The organism is Limnofasciculus baicalensis BBK-W-15 (assembly GCF_024178385.1).
Classification (GTDB): Bacteria; Cyanobacteriota; Cyanobacteriia; order Cyanobacteriales; family Coleofasciculaceae; genus Limnofasciculus; species Limnofasciculus baicalensis.
Genome location: NZ_JAMZMM010000698.1, coordinates 1 through 1,380, shown reverse-complemented (window position 1 = coordinate 1,380; position 1,380 = coordinate 1). Strand labels below are relative to the sequence as shown.

At 65.1% G+C, this 1,380-nt stretch carries 1 protein-coding gene and 1 pseudogene; one reads left to right on the top strand and one right to left on the bottom strand.

Annotated features, from left to right (window positions below; genetic code table 11):
• Positions 1 to 203: 203 nt before the first annotated feature.
• A pseudogene (locus NJ959_RS30925) lies at positions 204 to 297 on the bottom strand (DNA-directed RNA polymerase subunit omega); the annotation flags it as partial.
• 369 nt (positions 298 to 666) lie between these two features.
• On the opposite strand from NJ959_RS30925, the gene NJ959_RS29545 reads away from it, so the two are divergent.
• Positions 667 to 1,341 carry a DUF3553 domain-containing protein gene (locus NJ959_RS29545; RefSeq protein WP_254015329.1) on the top strand — a complete coding sequence of 225 codons (675 nt, stop codon included), beginning with the start codon at positions 667 to 669 and terminating at the stop codon, positions 1,339 to 1,341.
• The last annotated feature ends 39 nt before the right edge of the window (positions 1,342 to 1,380 follow it).

Sequence of the window (1,380 nt, the reverse complement as noted above, 5' to 3'; positions counted from 1 at the left end):
TCCGCCCCGGGGCGGGGGGGGGGGGGGCATGGCGGGCCGGGTCGGCGTTTCGTGGGGGGTCGGGTAGTTCGACTTTTCCGCCGGGGGGGACGAGGGGCCCGGGCCGTCGAACTCGGGGGTGATGCCATCCCGCCTGATCCCATCGGCGACGGCTTCGGGGGCGGAGGGGCCGTCGCGATCCGCCAAGGGGCGCGCGGCGTCCATGAGTTGGCCGAGGCGACGCTGGATGAGGGCGCAGAGTTTGAAACGCCCGCCGGCCTTGGCGACAATCTCGTCGGTCTTGAGTGCTTCGATCATGCCTGTCGTGCTCCGCTGGCCGGTCGGTTGGCCTGTGGTCGTGGAGGCGAGGCGTCCCGGGTGGGTGCCATGCTCCGGTAATCAAACCAACCCCCGCAAATCGCGGGTCTTGGGCCCTTTCCTTTGAAAGTGTGGGCGGGAAATGCTATGCTGCGCCGGTCGTGGGGACAATGGGCACTGCGGAAGCGGGCTTGAGGCGGGTTTTCCTGCTGTAATGGGCTCGAAGGCCTTGATCTACTCCATGATGCTCATGGATGCTCCTGATCGCCCTCACGGGCGGATCCGGGGCTCGATTTGCAAAAAAGCGATATGCCTTGAGCACCGAGTAGCCCCGGTCGGGGTGGTGCTGGCTGTGGTCGAGTACGCACAATGATGACGAAGAAATGGTCCAAGGGTGAGCGTGTGATCCACGCCACGAAGCCCGAATGGGGGCACGGGGAAGTCCTCGAAGCGCAGTCTGCCCAGCAGGATGGCAAGCCTTGCCAGCGCCTGGTGGTCAAGTTCACACGCGCGGGCACCAAGACCGTGTCGACGGCGTTTGCGGACCTGCGCACGGCGGAAGAGAGCCCGTTCCTGGCGGCGGCGGCACGAGAGGCCGCGGAAGAAGCGAGCCGAGCAGTGACCGGTGCGACCAACGGGAAAGTTCGCGAAGAGAGTGGAGAGGACATGCTGGATACGGCGTTGGATGCGGCGTTGCGAGATCCGATCGAGATGATGACGCGATTGCCGGACTCGGTGACGGATCCGTGCCTTTCGCTGCGCAAGCGGGCCCAGGCTGCGGTGTCACTGTATAAGTTTGGAGAGTCGCCCGCGGGGCTCCTGGATTGGGCCGCGGTGCAGACGGGGCTCAAGGACCCGATGTCCAAGTTCAACCGCCACCAGTTAGAGGACTTCTTTGTGCGGCTCAATATCGTGCGCGATGCGCACCTGAAGAAGTTATTGAAGGACGTCCGGAAACAAGAGCCCGCGGTCATCAATGAACGCATCGCGACCGCGTCGCTCGCCGGTCAACAGGCGATGCGCCGCGCTGACATCGGACGTTGAGACTTCGCCACACCCCGCACGTACGGCCCGCCGCCTGGG

Excerpts from the sequence above, each read along its gene's own strand:
- NJ959_RS29545 (WP_254015329.1), top strand. The coding sequence starts at position 667 with ATGATGACGAAGAAATGGTCCAAGGGTGAGCGTGTGATCCACGCCACG.